Source organism: Kitasatospora sp. NPDC048540 (genome assembly GCF_040651175.1).
Classification (GTDB): Bacteria; Actinomycetota; Actinomycetes; order Streptomycetales; family Streptomycetaceae; genus Kitasatospora.
Genome location: NZ_JBEZIR010000099.1, coordinates 1 through 25,421 on the forward strand (window position 1 = coordinate 1; position 25,421 = coordinate 25,421).

Here is a 25,421-nt window from a genome sequence, read left to right on the forward strand (position 1 = left end):
CCACGGCTGGCTCGCGCTTCGCGGGCTTCCGGGACGTGGCCGGTCTCGGCCCAGGCCGCCTCCGCGAGGTACCCCAGGTGCAGCCGGGCCACTCGGCCACGTAGCCGCCGGGGAACTGCACCAGGGCGGAGTCCCGGTCGGCCGTCGTCCGCGGCCCCCACAGGACCTGGGCGCCGGCCGCCCGGGCCCGGGTCAGCGTCGTGGCCAGGTCGTCGACCTGGTAGCCCGTCAGTTCCCGGCCGAACGGGTGGGGCAGGTGCCCGTCCGTGGCCTGGACCACGGTGTCCCCGAACGGACCGGTGATCCTGATCCGGTGGTAGGTGGTGCCCGGCATGCCCAGTTCCGCTCCCGGCGCCCGGGGGTCGTCGGAGACCACCCGGCCACCGGTGAAGCGCAGGTAGCTGTGCAGGAAGGCGCGCAGCGAGCCGGGTGGGACGTACAGCCGGTTCTCCGGCACCGTCGCCGACGGCGGGTAGGAGGGCGGCGTGGTGTGCCAGTACAGCTGGGCGTCGATGCCGCCGGGGAACCGGATGACGGCGTCCCGCCCGATCGGGTCGTCGAACGGGGCCACCACGACGCCGGCACCGGCCTCCTCGGCCCTACGGACCCCCCGGTCGAGGTCCTGGACCAGCCAGCCGGTGCGCTCCGCGCCGAACGGGTAGGGCACGGGTGTCACGTAGTCGAAGACCGAGAGCGTGCCGGCCGGTGAGAGGACCAGCTGGGAGTAGGTGCTGCTCGGGGTGGGCGTGACGGTGACCAGCGCCTTCGGGGTGTGGCTGCCGCCGAACGTGGCCTCCCAGCTGGTGACGAAGGCGTCCATGGAGCCCGGGGTCACGTACACGTGGGTGGTGTCGTACTGGGTGCCGACCGCGAGGGCCGTTCCGGCGGCGGGTGCGGCCTGCGCGGGCGGCCCGGTCGTGGCCGAGCCGACCGCGAGCAGCGCGGCGGCGACCGCCGCGGCCCGCAGCCGCACGGCGAGGCGTGAACGCATGGGTGTTCCTCCTGAGGGGATGGGGTGGTGGCCGGACGGTGTCGGCGGTCACCGGCCGGCCGGCCCGGTTCGGCGTCCCGGTCGGTGAGTTCGGACCCGGCGCCGCGGCTCGACGGGGACGGACGGTGACGGTGGTGCGGCCGCTCAGCCGGTCCGAGGGGTGGCCACGAGGTGCTCGGCGAGGAACCAGACCTGGGTCTCGCCGGTGCGGATGACCTGGGAGACCAGGAGGTCCTGGGTGCCGTCGTCGCCGAGCTGCGCGGTCCGGCCGGCCGCGTCGCGGGCCTCGGTGAGGATGGTCTCGTGGGCGTCGAGGAGCCGCGAGAGCATCGCGGGCACGGACTCGACCCCGTCCGGCGGACGCGGTACGCCGGTGATCTCGGCGGCGTGGCGGGGGTCGCCGACCGGGACGCCACCCAGGGTCCGGACGCGCTCGGCCAGCACGTCGACCAGGTCCAGTTGCTCCCGGGCGTGCTTGTCGAGGAGCAGGTGCAGTTGGTACGAGGTCGGGCCGTGCACGTTCCAGTGGTGCTTCTTGTAGAGGGCGTACAGGAAGTGGGTGTCCGCGAGGAGGCGGTTGAGCCGCTGGCACGCGTACTGCCGGGCGTCGTGGGACAGTGCGATCGGCAGCTGGGTGACGGTCCCGAAGGACTGGATCTCGGGATCGTGCTGGTGGAGGCGCGGTTGGGTGCTCATGGGTCTCTCCCGGTCAGCCGGTGACGGCACGGACGGCGGTGCGGATCAGGTCGGCGACCCGTTCGGGGTGGGCCAGCATGACCAGGTGCGAGGAGTCGACCTCGACGGTGGTCATCCCGGCGCGCCGGTAGCCGTACCGTTCGACCTCGGGGTTGATGGTCCGGTCGGCGGTACAGACGAGCCCCCAGGAGGGCTTGTCCTTCCACGCGGCGACCGGTGCGGCCTCGCCGAAGGCCGCGGCGGCGAGCGGGCGCTGCGAGACCGCGAGGACGCGGGCCAGTGCCGGGTCGACGTCCGCGGCGAAGATCGCCGGGAAGCGGTCTGCCTCGACCGAGACGTCGGTGCCCTGCTCGTCCGTGCCCGGCAGCGGGAACGGCGTGTACACCAGCGCCGAGGCGAGCTCGGAGGCGGGGAACCGGCCCTGCAGCCCGCCCAGGCTCTCCCCCTCCTCCAGCGCGTAACCCGCCAGGTACACCAGCGCCTTGACGTTCTCCTCGGCTCCGGCCACGGTGATCACGGCGCCGCCGTACGAGTGGCCGACCAGCACGACCGGCCCGGGGATCTGCCGGACCACCGACGCGAGGTGGGCGGCGTCACCGGTCAGGCTGCGGTTGGGCACCGCCGGTGCCAGCACGTTCAGCCCGTCGTCCAGCAGCGCGGGAACGACCCGGGCGAAGCTGGAGGCATCGGCGAAGGCACCGTGCACGAGCACGACGGTGGGGGTGTCGTTCGTCGTCATTCCTCTGTCCTCGGGGAGGGTTGGCCGCGCCGGTGGTCCCCGGCGCGGCGGTCTACGGCTCGGTGGCGGGCGGTCAGGCAGTCCGCAGCGCCTGACGCAGCGTCTGGACCGCCAAGGTGATGGCGCCCTGCGCGGAGTTCGAGGGGCGCAGCGCGTTGAGCATCACGAAGTCGTGGATGGTGCCGAGGAACCGGACGGCGGTGACCGGAACGCCGGCCTGGCGCAGCTTGCCCGCGTACGCCTCGCCCTCGTCGCGCAGCACGTCGGCCTCGCCGGTGATGACCAGCGCCGGCGGCAGCCCGGTGAGCTGCTCGGTGGTGGCGCGCAGCGGCGAGGCGGTGATCTCGGCGCGCTGGGCGGGGTCGGTGGTGTACTGGTCCCAGAACCACTGCATGGCGTCGCGGCGCAGGAAGTAGCCCTCGGCGAACCGGTGGTAGGACGGCGTGTCGAAGGCGGCGTCGGTGACCGGGTAGAACAGCACCTGCAGCACCAGCGGGACGTCGCCGCGCTCCTTGGCCATCAGCGTCAGCGCGGCGCTCATGTTGCCGCCCACGGAGTCGCCGGCGACGGCCAGCCGGGACGCGTCCAGGCCCTCGGTGTGTCCGTCGGTGACGATCCAGCGGGCGACGGCGTAGTTCTGCTCGATGGCGACCGGGTAGCGCGCCTCGGGCGACAGGTCGTACTCCGGGAAGACGACGGCGGCCTGCGCGCCGACGGCCAGCTCGCGGACCAGGCGGTCGTGGGTGCGGGCGTTGCCGAAGACCCAGCCCGCGCCGTGGATGTAGAGGACGACGGGGAGCGGGCCGGTGGCCCCGGCGGGGCGCACGATGCGGGCGCGGACCCGGCCGGTCGGGCCGCCCGCGACCTCGATCCACTGCTCGTCGATCTCCGGCTGGGCGATCTCTCCGGACTGCACCTCGTCGACCGCCGCGCGGCCCTCGGCCGGGCCCAGGTCGAACAGGTAGGGCGGGTTGGCGGTGGCCTCGGCGAAGGCCCGGGCCTCGGGCTCCAGGGTCGGTCCGGCGTCGGCGGTGTTCTGGTCGGACATGTCGTCACCTCGGGGTCTCGTGGTCCGGTCGGATGCCCCTCAGGCTAGGAACGCGCAGGTCCGAGGGGTGTGCCGACGGCGCACCGCCTCCGGTCGATCCGCGCACCCGACCGGCTCCGGTCGGCTCCGGTCGGCGCCCCGGCCCGGGACCGCCGGTCGCCGACGGTTCGGTTCGAATTTCCACTTCCCCGGCCCGAAGCGGTAGGAATGGGGCGAATGACCTCGGCGGACCGGGCGGGAGTGCGATGGGCGACGCGAGCGGGACCCGGTTCGGTCGGATGCTGCGGGCGCTGCGGCAGGCCCGCGGCCTGACGATCGAGGAACTGGCGGAGGTCTCCGGCGTCTCCGGCCGGGCGATCGGCGACATGGAGCGGGGGCGGAGCCTGCGACCGCAGCGCGGCACCGTGACCGCGATCGCGCAGGGACTCGCACTGGACGAGGCCGCCCACGCCGAGTTGCTGGCGGTCGCCCGGGCCGGACGGACGGACGGCGGGCCGGCCGCCCTCAAGGCGCCGCCGTGCGCGCTGCCCAGGGGCGTCCGGGACTTCGTCGGCCGCCGGGCGGAGCTCGCCGTGCTGCGCGGCCTCGCGCGCGGGCCGGGGTCCGCCGGCCCGGACGCGGGCACCGCGGCTCCGCCGGTGGCGGTGGTGTTCGGCGCCCCGGGCAGCGGCAAGACCTCACTGGCCGTCCGGCTGGCCGAGCAGCTCGCACCGGAACTGCCGGACGGCGCGTTCCTGCTGGACATGCAGGGGCTGGACGCGCAGCCGCTGTCGCCGCAGGCGGCGGTGGTGCGCCTGCTGGCGGCGTGGGGCGCGGGTGACCAGGACCTGGTGCAGCTGGGCCCGGAGGAGCGGCGCGCCCGCTACCAGGCGGTCGCGGGCGGGCTCCACGGGGTCCTCGTGCTGGACAACCCGGGCCACGAGGCCCAGGTCAGGCCGCTGCTGCCGCGCGAGGGACGGCTCCTGGTCGTGGTGACGAGCCGCCACACCATGGCCGGTCTGGAGGGGGTGCAGCGGCTAGAGCTGCCCGTGCTCGATCCGCCGGAGTCCGGGTCCCTGCTGCGGGCCGTGGTCGGCGCGGGCCGGGTGGACGCGGAGCCCGACGCCGCCCGGACCATCGCCGAGCTGTGCGGCCATCTGCCGCTCGCCGTGCGGGTCGCCGCGAACTGGGCCGCCACCCGGACGAACTGGAGCCTGCAGCGGCTGGCCGCCCGGCTCGCCGACGAGGACCGCCGGCTGGACTCGCTGAGCGCGGGTGACCTGCGGGTCAACTCGGCGTTCTCGCTGTCCTACTCGCGCCTCGCCCCGGCGGCGGCCCGGATGTTCCGGCTGCTGTCGCTGGTCCCCGGGCCGGACTTCGGGCTGCCGCTGGCGGCCGTCCTCGCGCAGGTCCCGCTCTTCGACGCCGAGGACCTGCTGGAGGAGCTGCTGGAGGCCGGTCTGCTGATGACCCATCGCGAGGACCGGTACCGCCTGCACGACCTGCTCCGCCTGTACGCCAGGGCGCAGCACCGCCAGGAGGACGGCCCGGAGCGGTCGCAGGCCGCCGGCTCCCGGCTGCGCGGCTGGCTGCTGGAGACCGCCGCCACCGCCGGCCGTCGGCACGGGCCGGACCACGGCGCGCCGGCTCCGGCCGCCGGGTGGCCGGCCGGCCCGGACGGCCCCGAGCAGGCGATGGCCTGGCTGAGGGCGGAGCGCGCCAACTGGCTGGCCGCCTTCCGGGAGGCCGCCGGGCTCGGTGAGCACGCCGCGGTCAGCGGGATCGGCGAGGCGATGCGCCTGGTCTCCGACAACTGGGTGTCCGCCGACCACTGGGTCGAGGTGTTCGGCGCCGCGGCCGGGGCCGCCGCCGCCCTCGGCGAGCCCGCGCTCCGGGCCAGTCACCTGAACGACCTCTCCTGGGCGTACTGGGTGGGCGAGGGCCGCCGCGAGGACGCGCTCGCCGCGGCGACGGCCGCGCTCGACCTGGCCCGGTCCTGCGGCGACCTGGCCCAGCAAGCCCGGGCGCACAACCGGTTCGGTGTGCTGGACGCCGCCGCCGGTGACGTCTCCTCGGCCGCCGACAGCTGCCGCCGGGCGATGGACCTCTTCATGGCGGCGGACGACGTCAACGGCTTCCTGCCGGCCTGCAACATGAGCCTGCGGCTGCTGGAGATGGCCGGCCGTTTCGAGGAGGCCGTCGCGACCCACCGGGAGGTCATGGCGGTCCTCGCCGACCCGCGCTACGCCGACCGGATACCGGAGAGCGTCCGGGGCATCACCACGATGATCGCCGCGTACTACCTGTCCCTGGTCCACCTGAACCGCGGGGACTGGGCCGAGGCCGTAGCCACCCTGCGCCCGACCCGCGGCCAGTTCGAGGCGCGCGGCTACCACCGGGTGGCGGCCAAGGCCCACCTGCACCTGGCCCACGCGCTCGCCCACCGCCGTGAGGACGAGGCGGCCGCCGCCGAGTACCGCACCGTGCTCACCTTCGCGGACCGGGTCCCCGCCGAGCTGGTCGAGCAGGCGCGGAGCGCGCTCGCGGACGTCGCCGCCGGGACTCCCGCACCGCCGACCCGGTTCTACTGACAGGCGGCCGGCCGGACCGCGCTCACGGCGGGGCAGGCGCCCGCGTCCTCGCGCCACTCGCGCGGGGAGACCCCGTAGGCGGCCCGGAACGCCCGGCTGAAGTGACTGGCGCTCACGAACCCCCAGCGGCCCGCGACCGCCGCGACCGTCGCCCCGCCGGCCGCCGGGCGGGCGAGGTCGCGCCGGGCCATGTGCAGCCGCTGCCGCTGGATCCAGCGGGCCACCGTGACGCCCTCGAAGTGGAAGAGCTTGTGCAGGTGGCGCACCGACACGTGGTGGGCCGCCGCGATCCGCTCCGGCGACAGGTCCGGGTCGCCCAGGTGACGCAGGATGTGGTCCTTGACGCGCGCCAGGGTGGCACCGGCCGCCTCGGGTGCGTCCGGCACCGACCGCCCGCGGCGCTCGTGGGCGAGCACCGCGAGCAGGTCCAGGGCCGTGGTGGCGAGCCGGCCGGCCACGTCCGGCTCCAGGGTGCCGGCGGACCGGGCCAGGCGTTCCAGGTAGGCGGCCACCAGTGCGGCGGTGCCGTCGCCGGTGTCGAAGGCCGTCGCGGTGAGCACCCGCAGGTCCTCGTCGGACACGCCCACCGCGGCGCGCGGCCAGTGGAAGGCCGTGAAGGTGAAGGGCTCCGGCAGTTCCTTGGCGAACGGCCGCCCGGCGTCGGAGATCGCGAAGGTGCCGGGCCGCAGCAGGACCTGTCGGCCCTCCTGCACGAGCCGGGCGGTGCCGCGGTGCTGGAGCGCCAGCGTGAGGTGGTCCTCCCCGCCGCGGGCGATCAGCCCCGCACTGCGGGCCACCCGCTGCGGACCGGCCTCCACCACGGAGACCTGGAGGGCGCCCACCCGTTGACTGGTGATGGTCGCGGCGGCGGGCGCGCGCTCGAGCAGGGACACGTCCAGCGGGACGAAGGTGTGGGAGACCGCCTCGTGCCAGTACTCGGCCCGTTCGGCGGACGGGACCGGGGCGGTGTCGAGAACGACGGACATCGGCGCTCCTCGGCGGGCGTTCGGGCGCACCGGACGGCGGGTCCGGTGTCGCGGGGAGTGGGGAGGGCGCCAGGTGCCCCGCACCTGCCGCCCGCTCCATCACACCGCGGGCCGCCGCCGCGGACCAGGAAGAACAACAGGAGGAAATGCCCGTCCCGGCCGCCGAGGTCCGCCCCGGCTACGGACCGCGGTGCAGCGCCAGGTGCACCGTGTCGACGGCCTGGATCAGCGCGGCCCGCGCGGTGGCGGTGGGGTGGACCGCGTCGAGCAGGAGGAAGCCGTGCACGGCGCCCTGGTAGCGGGTGGCCACCACCGGGACACCCGCCACCCGGAGCCTGGCCGCGTAGGCCTCGCCCTCGTCGCGCAGCACATCGGCCTCGGCGGTGACCACGAGCGCCGGGGGAAGTCCGGCGAGTTGGGCCGGGGTGGCGCGCAGCGGCGCGGCGGTGGCCTCCCGCCGCCGCCGCGTCTCGGGCAGGTAGTCGTCCCAGAACCGGCGCATGTGGTCCCGGTGCAGGAAGTAGCCGGTGGCGAACCGCCGGTAGGACGGGGTGTCGAAGTCCGCGTCGGTCACCGGGCACAGCAGCACCTGGTGCACCAGCCGCAGGTCGCCGCGCTGCCGGGCCAGCAGCGTCAGGGCGGCCACCAGGTTGCCCCCCGCGCAGTCGCCGACGGCGGCGATCCGCCCGCCCGCCAGGCCGATCTCGTGGCCGTGCGCCTGGATCCAGCGGGCCACGGCGTAGCACTGCTCGAGGGCCACCGGGTAGCGGGCCGCGGGGGCCCGGGCGTAGTCGACGTACACCACCGCGGCGTCGCTGCCCAGCGCGAACTCGCGGACCAGCCGGCCGTACGCGGCAGCGTCCCCGAGCGACCAGCCGAGGCCGGGCAGGAACAGCACCACGGGGCTCGGCTCGGCGGCCCCGGCGGGTCTGGTCACCTGGACGTGCACCCGCCCGGTGGGTCCGCCGGGCAACGCGAGCCACTCCGCGGTGGTGCCGTACGGATCGTCCGGGTCCCCGGCGGCCGGCACGGCCGGGTCCGCCGCACCGCCGGGCGCGAGGAGGGAGAGGTCCGGGAGGTCCGCCGCCGCCCGGGTGGCGGAGGCGTCCAGGAACGCCTGGAGCGCCGGGTCGAGCGCCGGCCGCCGGCCGTGCGAGGGGGTGGTGTCGGACAACTCTGCGCTCCTGGGGTGATCGGACGGCACGACGGCGCAAGGCGCCCGCCGGGACGGGACCCGGTTCCCACCGGGAGTGCCGTGCCGTACCGCGCACACGCCGCTCGACCGTACTGCCGGGGACGGCGGCCGAGTGGTCCGTCCGTGCACGGATCCGGGCCGCCGGCGAACGGGCCGTCAGCCGGCCTCCGGGGCCGCCAGCGCCCGCCACTCGCGCGGCGAGACCCCGTAGGCGGCCCGGAACGCCCGGCTGAAGTGGGCCGGGTTGACGAAGCCCCACCGCTGGGCGACCACCGACACCGTCGGGGCGGTCCGGCCGCGGCGCCCCAGCTCCCGGGCGCAGGCCTCCAGCCGGCGCTGCTGGACGAGCCGGCCCACCGTCACCCCCTCGCCCTCGAACAGCCGGTGCAGGTACCGCACGGAGATGTGGTGGGCCCGGGCGATCGTCTCGGGCGACAGCTCCGTGTCGCCCAGGTGACGGTCGATGTGTTCCCGTACCCGGCGCACCAGGTGGTCGTTCGGGGTTCCGGGCCCGCCGGCCGGCCGCGCGGCGGTCAGCTCGGTGACGAGGGTGCTCACCAGGTCGGCGACGCTGCCGGCCAGCCGGTCGCCGACCGGCGCGGAGTACCCGTGCGCGGACGCGGCGAGGGTGGCGAGGAAGGGCAGCAGCACCGACCCGCACCCCTGCGCCGGGCCGACGGCCGTTCCCGCCACCTGCCGCAGCTCGCGCTCCGGTACGCCCAGCAGCCGGCGCGGCAGGTGGAACAGGTGCGTGCGGAAGCGCTCCGGGTAGTCGACGGTGAAGGGCCGGGCCGCGTCGTACAGGAGGAGCCCGCCGGCCGGCGCCTCGGCCCGGCGCCCGTCCTGCTCCAGCACGGCCCGGCCCGCCACCTGCAGCCCGACCCCCACCTGCGGCTCGGTCCGCGGCGCCCGGGCGATCAGCGCCGCCGTGCGGACGACCCGCGCCGGGTCCGCCTCCAGTGTGGAGATCCGGACGTACCCGAGCCGGTGCGACTCCACGCGTCCGTCGAAGGGAGTCCCGGCGCGCGGGACCACCTCCACCGGGACCAGGGTCCGCGACACCGCCCCGCTCCAGACCGCCGCCCGCTCGTCCTCGGGAACCGACCCGGACGTCACCTTCGAGCCCACCTGACCGTCCTTCCGTCGTCACTCCGCGACATCAGCCTGATCCGTCGACCGGCCTGCCCGGTAGGTCATCCGGCTGCCCGGCCGCCGCGGTGCACCGTGGGACCGGCACCGTGCACGCCGAGCACAGATCCGGACCGGGCCCGCCGGGCGCCGGCCGCCGCCCGGGGCAGAGGTGCGCCCCGACCGTCCGGGGTGACGGCCGGAGCAGGTGGCCGATCTCCTTGGCGCAGCAGGACGGCGGAGCCACCCGCAGCGCCGGCCCCGGGGCGGGCCGCGGTCAGCGGCTCCGTCTCCCGCTGCCGACCGACCGGTACCGGGCCCCGCCTGTCGTCAGGCCCTCGGGCCGCGGCCGTTGTCCGTCGTCCCTCGTCAGACGGAGATCCAGTAGTAGAGGCGGTCGCCGCGCTCGGCCGCGTCGCGGGCGATGCCGGTCAGCTCGGCGAGTGCCTGGGCGAGCAGTTCGGCGGGGGCGCCGCCCTCGAAGACCGGGGAGGCGGCCCAGTCGACGGCGACGGCCGGCACGGCCTCGGGGGCGAGCCCGGCGAGCGCGTCACGGAACGTGTCGGTGAACCCGTGGCACACCGTCCGGCCGTCGTCGCTCGTGTTGATGGTCCCGCCGTACGGCGGGACCGCCGCCACGGCTTCGGCTGACCGGCCGGATATCAGGGCGTCGAGCGCCGGCATGTGGAGCTCCGGGTCCAGACCGGTCAGCACCAGCTGGTCGTACCCCGCGCCCATCTCCGCCAGGGTGTCGTGTTCGACCGCGTCGGCGGCGTGGGCGTCGTCGGTGGCGGCGTAGTAGCCGTAGTGGATGGTCATGCGGTTGATCATGGCAGGCGCCACCGACGCCCGGCGTACGCGTCCCGGCCCGCGTGGAGGACCCCCGGGTCAGGCGCCCTGCGGGCGGGGTTACGGTTGATCGCAGACCCGGGGAACCCGGGCGGGTACCAAGCCGGTTCGCCTCACGGCTCGGCCGTGGCCGGGCGCCCGCGAGGTCGGGCCGGCCGGAGAGTGGGGGGAACCACCGATGTCCGACCTGCCACACGCGGACTACATCGCCGCCGTCCGGGCCGCGTTGACGGCCGGGGGCCTGGGCGTCCGCGACAGCTGGACCAACGGGTTCGTCCGCCGGCCGTCCACCTTCCGTCCCACGACGGAGGACGAGCACGACGGCGGACTCCACCTAGTGTCCGGCCAGTTCCACGACGCCGGGTGGGACGAGCCGGACACCGTCTGGCTGGGCTGGGATCACCACCGGGGCTGGAGCCTGACCGATGAGGACAGCGCCCTGATGCCGATCCACTACTCCGGCCACGCCTTGCCGCTGTCCGAGCCGTTCGCCGAGCCCGCCGCCGTCGCCGCCGCCGTCCGGGAGTGGCTGCCCGGCCCGGCCGCCGGGACCCCGGCGCGGTCCGACCGGTGGGCCCGCGCGGACGAGGCCGAGGCCGCCGTGCGGGCCTGGCACGACCGGCACGGTCGCTGCCTCACCGCGCAGGACGACCACATTCTCCGCGTCGACGAGCCGGAGCCGTCCGGCTGCGGCTGCACGCACCAGCCGTGCGGCAGCGTCGCCAGGCGTGACATCCACGAGGACTGCCTGTGGCACAGCGGCCGGATCAACCCGCTGCGCTGCTACACGGTGGTGCACGCCGCCGAGAAGTGCCCGGGCCCCGCGTCCGGCAGGTGACCGCCGGCCGGCTCAGCCGGTGGTGACCACCATCCGGAACCGGGCGGCGCCGGCCATCATCCGGTCGTACGCCTCCGCCGTCCGGTCCAGCGGGACGGTCTCCACCGTCGGGCGGATCCCCTTCAGGAGGCTGAAGGCGAGCGTGTCCTGCACGTCCTGCGACGTGCCCGAGGGGTGACCGCGGATGACCCGGGCACTGAACAGGAGCTGGTTGGGGTTGATCCCCAGCGGGGTGGCGTCCGCGCCGATCACGACCAGCTCGCCGCGGGGGCGCAGTCCTTCGACCGTCGCCGTGATGGCCTCCGAGTTGGCCGCGGTGGCCAGCACGACCCGGGCACCGCCGAGCGACTGCAGCGCGTCCGCGACGCTGGTGGGCCCCGTGCTGTCGATGTAGTGGTGCGCGCCCAGCTTCATGGCGAACTCGGCCTTCGCGGCGCCGCGCGCGATGGCGACGGTCTCGTAGCCCATCGCGGCCGCGAACTGCACCCCGAGGTGGCCGAGCCCGCCGAGGCCGAGCACCGCCACCAGGTCACCGGGCTGGGCCGCGCTGCGCCGCAGTCCGTTGTAGGTGGTCACTCCCGCGCAGCCCATGGGTGCGGCCTCGACCGCCGTCAGCCCGTCGGGGATCCGCGCCAATGCGTCGACGGGTGCGATCATCGCCTCGGCGTAGCCCCCGTCGTACGCCCAGCCGGGGACCTTCAGATTCTGGCAGACCACGAAGTCGCCCTGGCGGCAGGGCGGGCAGTGGCCGCAGCTGCCGCCGAACCAGCCCACCGCCACCCGGTCGCCGACCTGCCAGCCGCGCTGGGCGGCGCCCTCGCCGAGTTCCTCGATGCGCCCGGCCACCTCGTGTCCGGCGACCAGCGGGAAGCTCACGCCGGGCAGCAGGGCGTTGATGAAGGCCGAGTCGCTGTGGCAGACCCCGCAGGCGTCCACCGCCACCCGTACGTGGCCGGGCCCGGGCCGTGGGGCCTCCCGTTCCACCAGCTCGAACGGGCTGCCGAGCGCAGCGATCTGCGCAGCTCGATAGGTGCTCATCTGCCACTCTCCCGGATACACGTCCGATCGCCCCCTTGGACCAGCACACCAGCTCCCGCGCGATCACGCGCGCCGACCCGCACCGACCCGCGCAGGGCCCGTCGCCCGGGCGCGCGGCCACGGCGCAACCCACCCTCGGCGAGGACGAGTTGCCGTGGACCGGCCGGTTCGGGCGACCTCGGTGGCGGCCTGGCGGACCGCCGTGTCGAGGTCGCTCGCCCGCACGTCGAGCTCCTTGGCGATCTGCTTCACGGCGTTCAGCTCGGCCTTCTGCACCGCGTCCGCGATGGTGCTCGCGCCGACCACGACCAGGGCGGCCTGCCCCTCGTCGATGATCTCGCCGAACTCCTTGACGTCCGACCGCGACATCCCGCGCCACAGGTGCCCGCTCAGGCCGCCCACCGCGGCCCCGACGGCGGCCGTGCCGATCAGCGCCGGCGGGAACAGCAGGCCGACCACCGCACCCGCGGCGGCCCCGCCCCAGGCCCCGTGCCGGGTGGCCGTCTCGTCCTTGTCGACGTGCACCTTCCCGGACTCGTCCTTGGTGACCACGGAGGCGTCGTAGCTCCCGACGGCGCCGATGGCGTGGAGCTCCTTGAGCACGTCGTAGTCGGTTCGCGCCGCCGCCTCGCTCGGGTAGGTACCGATGAAGAGGAAGACTGCATCGGGCTTGGCCATCGGGGCCCTCCTGTCCGGTCCGCCCGCGACGGCACCCCACGCGGTGCCGTCGCGGTTCACTGCCAGGATGCGGGCCGGCCCCGCGCGCCGCACGCCCGGCGGTCACCCACGGTCACGGGCTTCCCCTCGAGGGGCGCCGTACGCCGGCGCGAGGGCGGAGCACACCGGGCCGCCGCGGGCAAGGGCCGTACGAGAACGTCCGATTATCGATCACGCCGGGAACACTTCGTGAACGTCCGGCAGTTGACGGAGCGTCGGCGCTGCCGCGCCCTCCGATACCGAACCACTCGATGAACGGCCAGGAGATTCCCGTGCGCATACTCTTCACCGGTCCGGCCGCACCCAGCCACCTGTTCCCGATGGTGCCCACCGCCCAGGCCCTGCGGGCCGCCGGGCACGACGTCCTGTTCGCCTCCCCGAAGCCGTACGACCAGCTGCGGGCGGCCGGCTTCCCGATCGTCGAGATCGGCGACGGGGGGTCACTGCGGGACTCCTTCGAAGCCGTGAACGGCGGGAAGGCCGGCTACGCCCGGCCCGACCTGGCCGAGGACCAGCTCCTCGACCTGGCCGCCGCCGCGTTCGCCCACGCCTCCCGCGCCACCGTGGACGGCCTGCTGGCCACGGCCTCCGCCTGGGAGGCCGACCTGCTGGTCCACGACTCCTGCCTGGCCTCCGCCCAGCTGGTCGCGGCCAAGCTCAAGATCCCGGCTGCGCTGCAGAACTTCGGCTTCACCTCCGGCCTGGATCTGGCCGCGCGGCTCGCCGGCCACTTCACCGAGTACTACGAGGCGCACGGCGTCGGCGCCCCCGCCGAGTCCACCCCGCTGAACATCGTGCCGGCCGCGCTCGGCGGCGACCCGGGGGGCCTGCGGATGCGCTACATCCCCTACAACGGCGGCGGTGTGGTCCCGGCGGAGCTGCTGCGCCGCAGCACCCGGCCGCGGGTCGCGGTCACCCTCGGCACGGTGATCACCGAGGTCGACGGTGTGGACGCCATCGCGCCGCTGATCGGGGCCGCCGCGGAGGTCGACGCCGACTTCCTGCTCGCCGTCGGCGAGGCCGACCTGACCCACCTCGGGCCCCTTCCGGCCAATGTCCACCCGCTCCCCTGGGTGCCGCTGGCCGAGCTGCTGCGGGTCTGCGACGCCGTGATCCACCACGGCGGCTCCGGCAGCACGCTGACCGGCCTGCAGGCCGGGGTGCCCCAACTCCTGCTCCCCCAGGGCGCCGACAACTTCACCGTGGCCGCCACCCTCACCGCCACCGGCGCGGCCCTGTCCACCGCCTCCGCCGAGGTCGACGCGCCGCTGCTCACCCGCCTGGTCACCGACCCGGAGCTGCGCGCCGCCGCCGTCCGTCTGCGCGCCGAGAACGACGCACTGCCCACCCCCGCGGCCCTCGTCCCCGCCATCGAGGCCCTCGTGACCGCACCCCGCTGACCCGCACCCGACCCGGGCGGACCGGCGGACGGCCGGGCCGCAGGTCCCCGGACCTGCGGCCCGGCCGTACGTGTCGGCGCCCGGCCCTAGGGTCGTGCCGACCGCCACCCCCTGCCGGTACGACAAGGACACCCGACCCCATGACCTCGCCGACCTCGCCCGACCACGGCGTCGCCCTCACCGAGCGCGCCATCGCCGCCGTCGAAGCCGACCCGCACCGCCTCGTCCTCGGCCACCTCGAGGCCGCGGGCCCCTGGGTCGGCGTCACCCGCACACCGTTCCCCGCCGAGCTCCTGGCCACCGCCGCCTTCCCCGGCGGCCGCCCGCTTCCGCCGAGCCTGCGCCGGTGGCTCGGGTACGACACCGGCCTGCTGCGCCGCTTCGGCTGGTTCGGGGCCACCACCTGGTACGCGGAGCCCGCCGGGGCGGCCGGCGCCGACCGCGGCTTCGAGCTGACCCCGCGCCCGCTCGGCGAGCTCGCCAGGGCCGAGTTCGGCGACGGCTGGGGATCGGTGTACGACGCGCTGTCGGACCGCTTCGACGAGTGTTTCCTGCTCCCCGGCGGCTCGGACTCGCGGCGGGTCCTCGCCACCGGCGAGCCCGACGCGTTCGGCGAGTACCCGGTGTTCGCCCTCGACATCGACGACCTGCCCTGCATCGAGCTGATGTACCCGGGCTTCGACGTCTACCTGGCCGACACCGCCGGTGTGATCTCCCGTCGGGGGAGCGGCTACTCGGCCCTGTCCGAGGACCCCCGCTACGCCGCCCGGATGCACACCCACGCCCGCAACGCCTTCGGCGGCGCGATGGCCGAGGAGTGCCTCGACCTGCCGTCCTGAGGCCGGCGCGAAGAGCCGAGCGGGCGGATCGAAAGCGGCTCATTCAGGCACTGTTCGGTCAGTTTCGACCTGATTGGCCGTCATGCCACCGGCGGGGCGGGTGAGTTCATAGGATCACTCGCACGTCCCCGCCGACCGGCAGGACGTTCCGGCGGGAAGGACCACAGGTGCCCACGGACTCCGCTGCCGCCTCCGCACACCGGACGATACCCGTTCTGCGGATGCGGCCCGGCGACCACGCCTACGCGGACTACGACGATGACGAGGGCCGCTGGGAGATCCTGGTCGCCTTCATCCACGAGGGGCTGGCCCGCGGCGAGAAGGTCACCGTCATGGCGGACCCCGCCGTTCCGCCTGCGGACGTCCACGAGCGGGTCCACGGACACCACGGCGGCGCCGAACCGGCCCTCCGGCGGGGCCAGCTGTCGTACACCAGCATGCGCGAGCTGATCGCCCCGGACGCGCGGTTCACCGCGGCCCGCCAGCTGGGACGGCTCCAGGAGGAGACCGCGACCGCCCGGCAGCAGGGCTACACCGGGTTCCGCACCGTGATCGACATGGCCTGGGTCGCGGACCTGGGGATGGACATCGAAGGGGTGATGCACCGCGAGACCCACGCGCACGCCCTGTTCGCCGGCCGCGACTACGCGGAGATCTGCACCTACGACCGCCGGCGGTTCCACCCCGAGGTCCTCGACGCCATGCGCGAGGGCCACCCCGTGGCCCTGCTCGACCGCCTCGGGGCCCTGCACGTCGAGCGTGCCGAGGGATGGCTCGGCCTGGTCGGCGACGCCGATGTGACCACCCGTGCCCAGCTGCTCGCGGCGCTGCCGGCCGCCCTCGACGGCGCGGCGGGCGGCGACGGCCGGCTGACCGTCGACCTGACGGGCCTCTCCTTCCTCGGGTCCGACTGCGCGGTCTCACTGCTGGACGCCGCCCGCGCGCTTCCCCCGGGCGGCCCGCGGGTGGAGATCCGCTGCCTGCGGTTCCACGCCAGGGTGCTGGGCATGCTGGGCGCCCGCTCGGTCCCGCAGCTGACGGTGACGACGGTGGAGGACGCATGACGGACGACCACGTGACGGACGACCGGGTGACGGATGACCGCGTGACGGCGCCCGACGGGCTGGTGACGGATCAGCGCTTCGGCGCGGACGAACTCCCCGTCCTGCGCGCCGTCGTCACCCACTGTGCGACGCTCGCGGGTGCCGGGGTCGAGCACCGGGACCTGTTCGTGTTCGCCGTCCACGAGGTGGCCGGCAGCCTGGTGGCGGCCCCCGGCCCCGACGTCCGGGTGGTCATCAGCCGGCCGGACCCCGCCACCTTGGTCTGCCGGATCACCGAGGACGGACCGGGCGCCACCGATGGCGCACCGCGGTTGCGGTGGCCGGCCGGCGAGCTGGACGGGGCGCTGCGGGTCGACCGCCTTGCCGACCGGACCACCGTGACGCTGCGCCTCCCGGACGACCGGCCGGCGGGCGGACGGGCGGGCGGCGACCGTCCCGGCCCTCCCGGCAGGCGCAGCGGGCCCGGTCGGCACGGACGGCCCGCGGGCCCGCCCCGCCCGGAGTGACGCCCGGAACCGCCCGCGTCCCGCTCCCCGTCCCCGGATCCGCCGCCGGGCCCACCCCGGTGGCCACGCCGGAGCGGCCCGGTCGGCCGCCGCGTGCCCGCAGGTGTCGCGCCGCCTCGGGCGCCGCGGTGGGCGAAGCTGGGAGGGACAGCGGTCACGCGGGCGTCCGGAAGGTGGGAGAGGTGTCGTCCAGCAGCGGCGGGCGGGTGCGGCGGGCGCGGCCGTGGCGGCAGCGGTGGGCCCACGTCGCGGTGATGGCGTCGCTCCCGGTCGGCCTGCTGGTGGTGGACGAGCTGACCCCGCCCGACATCCGGCTCGGCCCGCTGATGGTCGCCGCGCCGCCGCTCGCCGCCGCGTTCTGCAGTCCGGGCGGCGTGCTGATCGTGACCGCCGTGATGTTCCCGTGCGTGATCCTCTCCGGCCGCGCCAACGGCCAGCTCGGGACGCCGAACTTCCCCGTCCAGCTCGCCACGATCCTGCTGATCTGCCTCGCCGCGCTCGCCGCCAGCGGTGTGCGGCAGCGCCGGGAGCGGCAGCTGGCCCGGTCCCGGTCGGCGGTCGAGGTGCTGCAGCACACCCTGCTCCGTCCGCCGCCGACCCGGATCGGACCGCTCGACCTGGCCTGTCTCTACCTGACCGCCGACGAGGAGTCCTCGGTCGGCGGCGACCTCTACGCGGCCACGGTCGCCCGCGGGCGGGTGCGGATCCTGCTCGGGGACGCCCAGGGCAAGGGGCTGGCCGCGCTCGGGACCGCGGGGCAGGTGCTGGGGAGCTTCCGGCGGGCCTCCCGGCACCACGCGCGGGTGGAGGACCTGGTCGCCGAGGTGGAGGACGACCTGCGCGAGGAGCTGCGGGCGGCGGCCGCCGAGGCGGGGCCGGGCGCCGCCGACGACGGCTTCGTCACCGCCGTGTTCCTCGACCTTCCCGCCGATGGCGGCGGGCCGGTCCGGCTGGCCAACCTCGGCCATCCGCCGCCGCTGCTGCTGGACGCCGGCGGGGTGACCGCGCTGGACCCTGCCGTCGCCACGCCCCCGCTCGGCCTGGGCGATCTGGCCGGTCCCCGGCCGGCGGCGGACGCGTTCGGCCTGCCGCCGGGGGCGACGCTGCTGCTCTACACCGACGGGGTCATCGAGGCCCGCAACCGTGCGGGCGAGTTCTACCCCCTGGCCGACCGTCTCCGGCAGTGGCTCGCCCTGTCGCCGGCCGCGCTGCTCGAGGCCGTCCACGGGGACCTGCGCCACCACGTCGGGGCCCGGCTGGCCGACGACGTGGCGATGGTCGCGATCCGCCGCACGGCCCCGCCGGGGGCGGCCGGCTGACGGCAGGGCGCCGGGCGGGCGGCCCACCAGGTCCCGCCGGGTCCCGCCGGGTCCCTCCCGGTAGGCCCCGGGTCAGGGGTCGGTGCCCTCCAGGACGAACGGCGGGTGCGCGTCGGCGAGCTGCCCGTCGACCCACCGCAGCCGGGTCTCCAGCGGCGGGCGGCGGTCCGGCGGGGCGACGGTCCGCAGGGCGGTCAGGAGTTCCCGGCTGCGCAGCAGCACCATCGGCGACCCGGCGGCCGACCGGAGCAGGTCGTCCAGGGCGGTGCGGACGAACTCCGGCCAGCCGGGTCCGGCGAGCAGCAGGCGGACCGTGCCGCGGTCGTCGGCGACGGCCCGGCGGCCGAGGTCGGCGACGGCGAGGCGCCGCAGCAGCCCGTCGAGGACGTCCAGGACCTCGACGGCGGTCGCCGGGTCGTGCACGGCGGGGGACAGCGCGCGCAGGCCGGTGTCGGCGAGCAGCCGCAGCGCCAGCAGGGGGTCCTGGTGGAAGGCGCGTTCGCGGCCCACGACCAGTGCGGCGGTCACCGCCCGGTCGTCCAGGTGGCCGCCCCGGACGTCCGCGAGGCGGTCGCCGTGCTGGATCGTACGGCCGATGACGGCGTCCATCTCGACCACGGCGTCCGCCTCGGCGGCCGCCCGGACCAGCCGTTCCATGTCGACCTGCTCGACGGTGGCGGTGTGGCCCTGCCAGCGGACGGTGGAGCCGACCGGCGGCAGGCCGGCCGGGTCCGGGGCGGCGGGCCGGCCGGCGGGGTAGCACGCGCTGATCACCGTGTGGCCCTGGGCGCCGGTGTCGGCCAGCACCTGGGCGAGCTGGATCGAGCGGAACGCGCGGAGCTGGAGGGTGCGGATGAGGATCAGGGCGACGGCGGTGAGCAGCAGGACGGCCGCGGGAAGGACGATCGACACGGTGGCGCGCGAGCCGATCGCCAGCAGTCCGGTGACGGTGAACGTCAGCAGTCCGATCACCAGCGCGAAGACCCGCCAGACCAGTGGATCGGTCCGGAACAGGGCCAGCCGCGGGGTGTAGTTGCCCGCGGCCCACTGGACCACCAGGAAGAGCAGGGAGAAGATCAGCGCGGTGACGCTGACCACGCCCAGCGAGACCACGCCCAGCACCTCGGCCACCCGGACGGCGTCCGCCTGCGGGCCGCCGTGGATCCGGGGCAGCGTCAGGCCGAGGGCCAGGCCGATCAGCAGGCCCGCCAGCTGGGAGATCCCGGCGCGCAGCCGGCGGCGCGGACGGGCGACGCGTTCGGCGGGCCGGTGCGGCCGGGGACGGGCGGGCGGCGGCGCGTCCACGGACATACTCCATGCGGTCGGTGCGGTGACGGCCCGCCCACTCTCGGGCCGATCCGGCCTGCTCGCAAGGCGCCCGCGCCGGTGTTCCGCCGAACAGCGCTGCCGTGCCACCGCCGGCGGTGAACCCGGGCGGGTTCGGCGACGCCCCCGGGGACGTCCCCGGGGTCAGCCCCGGGGTCAGCCCTGGGCGGCCTCGCGGGCGATCTCCTCGAAGCGGGCGCCCATCGCCGCGGCGAGCGCGTTGGCGGCGGACAGCGGGCGGACCATCACGGTGAACTCGTCGATCAGGCCGTCGTCGTCTAGGTGCAGGAAGTCGCAGCCGTTGATCTCCTTGCCGTCGACCTTCGCGGTGAAGACCAGGGCGTGGTCCCGGCCGTCCGCCCCGGAGATCTCCCGCACGTACCGGAAGTCGGTGAACACCTCCAGCACGGCGCGCAGGATCGCGCCGGTGATCGCCTTGCCGGGGTAGGGCTTGAAGGCGACCGGGCTGGTGAAGACGACGTCGTCGGCGAGCAGGGCGGTCATCGCCCGGTGGTCCCTGGCCTCGACGGCCTTGCGGAACTCGTTCATCGACTGCCCCTCCATAGTCAATTTGATGAATAGGTGCTTCGGAGAGTATCGAGGCCGCCGGACGGCGTCCACCCCCGGCGCTAGGCTGGCCCGATGGCATTGCGCAACGCGGTTCTGGCGGCCCTCCTGGAGGGCGAGGCATCGGGGTACGACCTGGCCAAGGGCTTCGACGCGTCAGTGGCGAACTTCTGGATGACGACCCCGCAGCAGCTCTACCGGGAGCTCGACCGGATGGCCGCCGAGGGGCTGATCGAGGCCCGGGTGGTCCTCCAGGAGCGCCGGCCCAACAAGCGGCTGTTCACCCTGACCGAGGCCGGCCGGGCGGCGCTGCGCCGGTTCACCGCCGAACCGGCCCGGCCGACCGCGATCCGCGACGAGCTGATGGTGAAGGTGCACGCGGTCGACGAGGGCGACGCCGCGGCGGTACGCACGGCCGTCGCCCTGCAGCTGGAGCGGTCCCGGGCCAAGCTGGCCCGCTACGAGCGGCGGCGCGAGCGGATGCTGGACGGCCGCACCGAGGCCGAGCACCTGGCCCGCGCCGGGCGGGTCGGCCCCTACCTGACCCTGCTGCGCGGGCTGGCGTTCGAGCAGGAGAACGTCCGCTGGGCCGAGCTGGCGCTGGCCGTGCTGACACAGCGCGCGGCCCCGGTGCGGTGAGCACCGGGGCCGGGGCCGGAGTCCGGCGGCGGGTCAGCCGCCGGACGACGGGCGGATGTTCTGGTTGAGCCGGAACAGGTTGGTGGGGTCGTACTCGTCCTTGACCCGCACCAGCCGCGCGTGGACGGCGTCCGGGTAGGAGGCCCGCACCCTGTCCCCGTCCGCGTCACCGGTGAAGTTGACGTACATGGTGCCCTTGCCGTGCCGGGCCATCTGCTCCCGCGCGTCGCGCGCCCAGGCGACGTGCCCGTCGAAGCCGTCCGGCTCGGGCGAGCGGGCGATCACGTTGCACAGGAAGCCCGCGTCGCGCTGGCTGAACGCGGTGGCGTCCGCGGGGACCCGGCCGAAGGCGCCGCCGAGCTGGTGCAGGTGCAGCTCGCTGAACGGGGTCGGCGTGGTGCCGTGCAGCCGGGTCATGGTGTCGATCGCCGCGTCGGACGCCTCGATGAACGCCGAGGTGAAGTAGTTGTGGGCGCCGCGGGTCCAGAGCGGGTCCAGCAGGGTCTGCATCCCGAGGTAGGGGATCGGGCCCAGCACGTCGGCGATCGGGGTGCCGAGCGTGCGCAGCGGGGCGACCGCCGCCTCGCCGGCCTGCGGGGAGCCGGCGTACATCCCGGCGACGACCGCGATCCGGGTGCCGTGCACCTCCGGCGGCAGGAACGGCAGCGGCGGCGCGGTGGTCAGGTTGACCAGGGTGGTGAGCTCGTCGGGCATCCCGGCGGTCAGGTCCCGCCAGCGGGAGACCACCTGCCGGGCCTCGGACTGCGGGTAGATGACCAGGCCGCCGAGGACCTCCGGGCCGACCGGGTGCAGCTCGTACTCGAAGGAGGTGACCACGCCGAAGTTGCCGCCGCCGCCGCGCAGCGCCCAGAACAGCTCCGGGTTCTCCTCGGCGTCGGCGTGCACGGAGCGGCCGTCCGCGGTGACCAGGTCGGCGCCGACCAGGTTGTCACTGGCCAGCCCGTACCGGCGGACCAGCCAGCCGACGCCGCCGCCGAGGGTGAAGCCGGAGATCCCGGTCGAGGAGACCAGGCCGCCGGTCACCGCGAGGCCGTACGCCTGGGTCTCGTGGTCGAGCTCGCCCCAGGTCAGGCCGGGCTGTGCGAGCACCCGGCGGCGGGCGGGGTCGACCCGGGCGCCCTTCATCGCGGACAGGTCGATGACGATGCCCCCGTCGCAGGTGGAGAACCCGGCGATGCTGTGGGCACCGCCGCGCACCGCGACCGGCAGGTCCTGGCTGCGAGCGAACTCCACCGCCCTGATCACGTCGGCGGTGCCGGCGCAGCGCACCACCAGGGCCGGGCGGCGGTCGTGCGCGGCGTTCCAGACCGCCCGTGCCTCGTCGTACGAGGGGTCGCCCGGGCGCACCACCTCGCCGCGCAGTGCCGCCTCCAGCTCGCCGATGGTGGCGTCCCCCAGAACTCCCGTTGCCGTGTCGATGGACATCGTCGGCCTCCTCGGTGTGGATCTCGGTGTGGAACTCGATTCCGACACCGCCGACCGTAGGACCCGCCGCTGAGCAGCGGCTTTGCACCGGCTCAGCGGCGCCTCAGCGGCCGCCCGGGGCCCTCCGGTCCAGGTGGGCCAGGCCGCGCCGGTCGCCGAGCCGGGTGAAGCCGTCCCGGGCGGTGGCCGCCGCGGCGTCGGCGGCGGCCCGGTCGCCGGCCTGCTCGGCCAGCCCGAGCAGCATCACCGCCACCCACCCGGCGGCGCAGGTCGACCCGGCGACGCCGCCGAGGTCCAGGGCCCGGGTGAGCAGGTCCTTCGCGGTCGCGGTGTCGCCGGCGGCGCGGGCGGCCTGCCCCAGGTGCAGCAGGCAGTTGGTGGTGCCGGGCAGGTCGTCGGTCTCCTCGAAACCGGCCCTGGCCCGGCCGATCGCGGCGCGGGCGCCGTCGAGGTCGCCGGCGGCCAGCGCCAGCAGGCCGAGGCTGCCGAGCGTGATGCCGATCTCGCGCCGGTCGCCGAGCCCGCGCCGGATCTCGAGGCAGGCGTCGAGGCAGGTCCGGGCCCGCCGGTAGGCCCGGTGGCTGCGGCACAGGTTGCCGAGGGTGTTGAGGGCCAGCGACTCGCCCCGGCGGTCGCCGAGCCCGCGGAACCGGGCGACGCTCTGCTCGGCCGCACCGAGCGCGCCCTCCCGGTCGCCCGCCAGCCGGGCGGCCAGGGCGAGGTTGGCGAGCGCGTAGCCGCGGGCCGGATCGGCGCCGACCAGCCGTCCGGCCAGCACGGTCTCCTCGAAGTACACCGAGACCGTGCCGTCGGCGGCCTCCTCGGTGACGTAGCCGGGCGTCATCACCGGCAGGAACGGCGGCACCCCGCCGTCCACGTCGGCGAGCAGCCGCAGACAGGCGGTGAAGGAGTTCCTGGCGTCCGCCCCCTCGCCCCGGCAGACCGCCCAGACCCCTCGCAGGTGGGCGGCGGCGGCCAGCAGCGCGGGGTCGCCGCCGGCCAGGACGCAGGACTCGTCCAGGGCCGCCCGGGCCTCGTCCCAGGCGCCGCGCATCCACAGCAGCAGCGCCTGCCGGGAGTGGGCGGCGGCGAGCGCGGTACGGTCCGGACCGCCGCGGTGGATGGCGACGATCTCCGCGCCGATCGCGCCGAGCGGGGAGCTGTCACCGAGCCGGACGGCGAGCACGCCCTGCCCGAACAGCGCCCGGGCCCGCAGCGGGGTCGGCTGCGGCGCCGCGGCGAGCGCGTCGTCCAGCCGGCGCCGGCCCTCGGCGAGGTAGCCGCGGTCGGCCCAGAACAGCCGCAGCGCGACCGCCAGCCGCAGCGCGTCCTGCGGCGCGCTGCGCAGGGCCGAGCGCAGGGCGGCGCGCAGGTTGTCGTGGTCGGCCTCCAGTTCCAGCGGCGTCCCGGCGGGCGCCCGGGCGGACGGCTCCGGGTCGTGCGACTCGGCCAGCGCCAGGTAGTGCGCGCGGTGGCGACGTTCGGTGGCGGCCAGTTCCCCGCTCTCGCGCAGCCGCTCCCCGGCGTACTGGCGGATCGTCTCCAGCAGCCGGTAGCGCACCTGCGGGCCGGGCCGTTCCACCAGGACCAGCGACTTGTCGACCAGGCGGCCGAGCAGGTCCAGTGCGGTGGCGGGGTCGGTGCCCTCGGTGCAGACCTGCTCGACGGCGCCCAGCGAGAAGGTGCCCGCGAAGACCGCCAGCCGGCGCAGCAGCACCCGCTCCTCGGGGTCGAGCAGCTGGTGGCTCCAGGCCAGGGTGGCGAGCAGGGTCTGGTGGCGGGTCACCTGGTGCCTGCTGCCCTGGCCGAGGAGGGTGAGCGCGTCGTCCAGGCGGTCCGCGATCTGTTGCGGCGTCAGCATCCGGACCCGGGCGGCGGCCAGCTCCAGCGGCAGCGGCATGCCGTCCAGCCGGAAGCAGATCTGGGCGACCGCCGCGGCGTTGTCCGCGTCGAGCCCGAAGTGCGGGACGACCTCCGCGGCCCGCTCCACGAACAGCCGCACCGACGCGTAGCGGCCGAGCTCGGCGGGCGGCGGCAGCCGGGCCGGGTCGGGCAGCCCCAGCGAGGGCACCCGCCAGGTCCGTTCGCCGTAACTCTGCAGCGGCTCACGGCTGGTGGCCAGCACCACCACCCCCGGGCAGTGCGGCAGCACCTCGGCGACCAGGGCGGCGCACGCCTCGACCAGGTGCTCGCAGTTGTCGAGCACCAGCAGCAGCTCCCGCCCGCCGAGTTGCGCGGCGAGCGCGGCCTGCGCCCGGCGGTCGGAGGCCAGTTGGAGGCCGAGCACGGAGGCTACCGCGTCCGGGACGGATCGGGGGTCGGTGAGCGCGGCGAGGTCGACCAGCCAGCCGCCGTCCCGGAAGGTGTCCAGGCGGGCGGCCGCGACAGCCAGCGCGAGCCTGGTCTTGCCGCAGCCGCCGGGGCCGGTCAGGGTCAGCAGCCGGCTGCGCCCGAGCAGTTCCCCCACCTCGGCGAGTTCCCGTTCCCGGCCGACGAAGCTGGTCAGCTGGGCGGGCAGGTTGCTGCGGTGCCGGGGGCGGGGGTCCGTACCGGCGGCGCCGGGTCCGGCGGGTTCCTCGACCGAGCCCGCCAGCAGCCCGCGGTACAGCTCCCGGGTGCGCGGGTCCGGGTCGGGTCCGCCGTCCCGCCGCAGCCCGTCCCGCAGGCGCTCGTACGTCGCCAACGCCTCACCGCGCCGCCCCTCGGCCGCGAAGGCACGCATCAGGGCGCGGTGGGCGGGTTCGTTCAGCTCCTCGTCGGCGGTCAGCGCCCGCAGCACCTCCACCGCCTCGGCGGTGCGGCCCTCGCGCTCCAGCGCCTCGCCGAGTCCGAGCCGCAGGGCGGCGCGGCGGACCTCCAGGGCGCCGCGGGCCTGCTGGGCCCACGGCTCGTAGGCGTCCTCGGGCAGCAGTTCGTGGTCGGCGAGCGCGAGGGCGGTCCGGTAGTGCCCGGCGCCGCCGCCGGCCGAGGCGAGCCGGGCCGCCGCATCGAACTCGTCGAGGTCCACCCGGACGCCGTCCGGGCCGAGCACCACCAGGTCGTCGCGGAGCGTGACCACGTCCCCGGGGTCACCGGCGGTGGCCAGACCGCGGCGGACGGCGTGCAGCACCTGGTGCAGGTTGTTGGCGGCGGCGGGCGGGTCGAGACCGGGCCACAGCTGTTCGTACAGCAGGTCGCGGTGCAGCCGGTGGTCGGGGGCCAGCGCCAGCAGCTTCAGCACCGTCCTGGCCTTGCGCAGGCGCCACACCCCGGGCTGCACCTCGTGGCCGCCGACCGTCAGCCGCAGTCCGCCGAGCAGCCGGATGCCGACCTCGTCGGCCATCGTCGTCCCGTCCGGGCGCTACCGGGCGCCGACGGCCGGCCGGGCCATCGCGCCGGGGCCGTTCTGCCTGATCAAACGCGCCATACGCACCACCGTCGTCACCGGATGGGGCCGCTGTCCCCGGGCCGTCGGCGGGATCCGAACGGCCGGGCGCCACACCGGTCATCCTACGGCGCGGCCCACCCCCGGGCGCGGCCG

The 25,421-nt window shown here is 75.8% G+C and carries 22 protein-coding genes; 8 read left to right on the forward strand and 14 right to left on the reverse strand.

Annotation, left to right across the window (positions count from 1 at the left end; translation table 11 throughout):
• From AB0D08_RS29780 to AB0D08_RS29795, 4 genes are all read right to left on the reverse strand, one after another.
• Positions 1 to 991: hypothetical protein (locus AB0D08_RS29780; protein ID WP_359893202.1), on the reverse strand; the 991-nt coding region annotated here is incomplete at its 3' end.
• 144 nt (positions 992 to 1,135) lie between these two features.
• Positions 1,136 to 1,687 (reverse strand): DNA starvation/stationary phase protection protein, encoded by a 552-nt coding sequence (locus AB0D08_RS29785; RefSeq protein WP_359893205.1) that lies wholly within the window; start codon positions 1,685 to 1,687, stop codon positions 1,136 to 1,138.
• A 13-nt stretch (positions 1,688 to 1,700) separates the two neighbouring features.
• Positions 1,701 to 2,426: an alpha/beta hydrolase gene (locus AB0D08_RS29790; protein ID WP_359893207.1), complete on the reverse strand. Its 726-nt coding sequence runs from the start codon at positions 2,424 to 2,426 to the stop codon at positions 1,701 to 1,703.
• Positions 2,427 to 2,499: 73 nt separating this feature from the next.
• Positions 2,500 to 3,474, reverse strand: a complete 975-nt coding sequence (locus AB0D08_RS29795) for an alpha/beta hydrolase (RefSeq protein ID WP_359893209.1) — start codon at positions 3,472 to 3,474, stop codon at positions 2,500 to 2,502.
• Between the two features lie 245 nt (positions 3,475 to 3,719).
• Between AB0D08_RS29795 and AB0D08_RS29800 the strand changes: the two genes are divergently transcribed.
• A complete protein-coding gene (locus tag AB0D08_RS29800) occupies positions 3,720 to 6,044 on the forward strand; it encodes a helix-turn-helix domain-containing protein (RefSeq protein WP_051814314.1) in 2,325 nt (774 codons plus the stop codon).
• On the opposite strand, the gene AB0D08_RS29805 is transcribed toward AB0D08_RS29800, so the two are convergent.
• From AB0D08_RS29805 to AB0D08_RS29820, 4 genes are all read right to left on the reverse strand, one after another.
• Positions 6,038 to 7,030: a helix-turn-helix domain-containing protein gene (locus AB0D08_RS29805; protein ID WP_051814312.1), complete on the reverse strand. Its 993-nt coding sequence runs from the start codon at positions 7,028 to 7,030 to the stop codon at positions 6,038 to 6,040. The two genes, AB0D08_RS29800 and AB0D08_RS29805, sit on opposite strands and share 7 nt — an antisense overlap.
• Positions 7,031 to 7,208: 178 nt before the next feature.
• On the reverse strand, positions 7,209 to 8,204 hold the full coding sequence (locus AB0D08_RS29810) for an alpha/beta hydrolase (protein WP_359893213.1): 996 nt from the start codon (positions 8,202 to 8,204) through the stop codon (positions 7,209 to 7,211).
• A gap of 177 nt (positions 8,205 to 8,381) precedes the next feature.
• On the reverse strand, positions 8,382 to 9,353 hold the full coding sequence (locus AB0D08_RS29815) for a helix-turn-helix domain-containing protein (RefSeq protein ID WP_359893216.1): 972 nt from the start codon (positions 9,351 to 9,353) through the stop codon (positions 8,382 to 8,384).
• A gap of 369 nt (positions 9,354 to 9,722) precedes the next feature.
• Positions 9,723 to 10,172, reverse strand: coding sequence for a hypothetical protein (locus AB0D08_RS29820; RefSeq protein WP_359893218.1), 450 nt, complete (start codon positions 10,170 to 10,172; stop codon positions 9,723 to 9,725).
• Positions 10,173 to 10,380: 208 nt separating this feature from the next.
• Here AB0D08_RS29820 and AB0D08_RS29825 point away from each other — a divergent pair, with 208 nt between their 5' ends.
• A complete protein-coding gene (locus AB0D08_RS29825; RefSeq protein ID WP_359893220.1) occupies positions 10,381 to 11,040 on the forward strand; it encodes a hypothetical protein in 660 nt (219 codons plus the stop codon).
• Positions 11,041 to 11,052: 12 nt separating this feature from the next.
• Here the strand turns inward: AB0D08_RS29825 and AB0D08_RS29830 are convergent, their stop codons facing one another.
• Both AB0D08_RS29830 and AB0D08_RS29835 read right to left on the reverse strand, forming a co-directional pair.
• Positions 11,053 to 12,078 carry an alcohol dehydrogenase gene (locus tag AB0D08_RS29830; protein WP_359893223.1) on the reverse strand — a complete coding sequence of 342 codons (1,026 nt, stop codon included), beginning with the start codon at positions 12,076 to 12,078 and terminating at the stop codon, positions 11,053 to 11,055.
• Positions 12,079 to 12,141: 63 nt separating this feature from the next.
• On the reverse strand, positions 12,142 to 12,756 hold the full coding sequence (locus tag AB0D08_RS29835) for a DUF1269 domain-containing protein (RefSeq protein ID WP_063794546.1): 615 nt from the start codon (positions 12,754 to 12,756) through the stop codon (positions 12,142 to 12,144).
• A gap of 311 nt (positions 12,757 to 13,067) precedes the next feature.
• Here AB0D08_RS29835 and AB0D08_RS29840 point away from each other — a divergent pair, with 311 nt between their 5' ends.
• The 5 genes from AB0D08_RS29840 (at position 13,068) to AB0D08_RS29860 (ending at position 17,923) form a co-directional block, all read left to right on the forward strand.
• Positions 13,068 to 14,195 (forward strand): nucleotide disphospho-sugar-binding domain-containing protein, encoded by a 1,128-nt coding sequence (locus AB0D08_RS29840; protein WP_033825660.1) that lies wholly within the window; start codon positions 13,068 to 13,070, stop codon positions 14,193 to 14,195.
• A 140-nt stretch (positions 14,196 to 14,335) separates the two neighbouring features.
• On the forward strand, positions 14,336 to 15,034 hold the full coding sequence (locus tag AB0D08_RS29845; protein WP_359893227.1) for a hypothetical protein: 699 nt from the start codon (positions 14,336 to 14,338) through the stop codon (positions 15,032 to 15,034).
• A gap of 167 nt (positions 15,035 to 15,201) precedes the next feature.
• A complete protein-coding gene (locus AB0D08_RS29850; protein WP_033825658.1) occupies positions 15,202 to 16,098 on the forward strand; it encodes an MEDS domain-containing protein in 897 nt (298 codons plus the stop codon).
• Positions 16,095 to 16,604, forward strand: coding sequence for a hypothetical protein (locus AB0D08_RS29855; RefSeq protein WP_051814309.1), 510 nt, complete (start codon positions 16,095 to 16,097; stop codon positions 16,602 to 16,604). Before AB0D08_RS29850 ends, AB0D08_RS29855 begins: the two co-directional genes overlap by 4 nt.
• Before the next feature lie 182 nt (positions 16,605 to 16,786).
• Complete coding sequence (locus AB0D08_RS29860) at positions 16,787 to 17,923, forward strand: PP2C family protein-serine/threonine phosphatase (RefSeq protein WP_359893230.1); 1,137 nt, start codon at positions 16,787 to 16,789, stop codon at positions 17,921 to 17,923.
• A 72-nt stretch (positions 17,924 to 17,995) separates the two neighbouring features.
• Here the strand turns inward: AB0D08_RS29860 and AB0D08_RS29865 are convergent, their stop codons facing one another.
• Both AB0D08_RS29865 and AB0D08_RS29870 read right to left on the reverse strand, forming a co-directional pair.
• Positions 17,996 to 19,228: a DUF2254 family protein gene (locus AB0D08_RS29865; RefSeq protein WP_359893233.1), complete on the reverse strand. Its 1,233-nt coding sequence runs from the start codon at positions 19,226 to 19,228 to the stop codon at positions 17,996 to 17,998.
• A 177-nt stretch (positions 19,229 to 19,405) separates the two neighbouring features.
• Positions 19,406 to 19,798, reverse strand: coding sequence for a nuclear transport factor 2 family protein (locus AB0D08_RS29870; RefSeq protein WP_033825657.1), 393 nt, complete (start codon positions 19,796 to 19,798; stop codon positions 19,406 to 19,408).
• 93 nt (positions 19,799 to 19,891) lie between these two features.
• On the opposite strand from AB0D08_RS29870, the gene AB0D08_RS29875 reads away from it, so the two are divergent.
• Positions 19,892 to 20,455 carry a PadR family transcriptional regulator gene (locus AB0D08_RS29875; RefSeq protein WP_359893237.1) on the forward strand — a complete coding sequence of 188 codons (564 nt, stop codon included), beginning with the start codon at positions 19,892 to 19,894 and terminating at the stop codon, positions 20,453 to 20,455.
• A 33-nt stretch (positions 20,456 to 20,488) separates the two neighbouring features.
• On the opposite strand, the gene AB0D08_RS29880 is transcribed toward AB0D08_RS29875, so the two are convergent.
• Both AB0D08_RS29880 and AB0D08_RS29885 read right to left on the reverse strand, forming a co-directional pair.
• Positions 20,489 to 21,901 carry an FAD-binding oxidoreductase gene (locus AB0D08_RS29880; protein ID WP_051814305.1) on the reverse strand — a complete coding sequence of 471 codons (1,413 nt, stop codon included), beginning with the start codon at positions 21,899 to 21,901 and terminating at the stop codon, positions 20,489 to 20,491.
• Positions 21,902 to 22,004: 103 nt separating this feature from the next.
• Complete coding sequence (locus AB0D08_RS29885) at positions 22,005 to 25,223, reverse strand: BTAD domain-containing putative transcriptional regulator (protein ID WP_359893240.1); 3,219 nt, start codon at positions 25,221 to 25,223, stop codon at positions 22,005 to 22,007.
• Positions 25,224 to 25,421: the final 198 nt, after the last annotated feature.